The 501-nt window shown below is 54.9% G+C and carries 1 pseudogene; it reads right to left on the bottom strand.

Annotated elements, in window-relative coordinates:
• A pseudogene (locus PO883_RS34845) lies at positions 1-501 on the bottom strand (hypothetical protein); the annotation flags it as partial.

Here is a 501-nt window from a genome sequence, read left to right as displayed (position 1 = left end):
GAGACATGACTCGTCTGCATGAAGAATGCAGGTCTGCAAGCCTTTGTCATTCTGGTCAGAAATTACTTTGAACTCGTAAATGATCTTTCGACGCACATCTTCCGGGCACCCGCCCTTTTGAGCCTCACAGCTATCCAATTTCTGCTTGAACAACGCAGCGTCGCCATGTTTCAGGTAATTGTTCGTTGCCGCCACATTGGATATGAATCCGGCTGCGTTTGCACCGCTTGGCGACGCGCCTGCGGTACTCGCGACGACATTCCCCACAATTCCAGCGAGCATCGTCGTCACCGCATTCGCATCCCCGGCATTCAAGCCAGGGATTTTCTTGATGTCATCGCCGAAGATTTCGAGCAACGCCGTCGTGGCAGCAGACGCGGCAGCGCCGGACTTGAAATCACCGCCTGCAAGCTTGCTGAGAACGCCATCAACCAAAGCATGGACTGCAACCTTGGTCGCGGTGTCGGCGCCGACCAGTACGTCGCCGAGTTTGGTTTCGAT

The sequence above is a fragment of the Massilia sp. DJPM01 genome (assembly GCF_030348125.1).
Lineage (GTDB): Bacteria > Pseudomonadota > Gammaproteobacteria > Burkholderiales > Burkholderiaceae_D > Telluria_A > Telluria_A frigida.
This window is presented reverse-complemented; position numbering and strand designations above follow the sequence as displayed.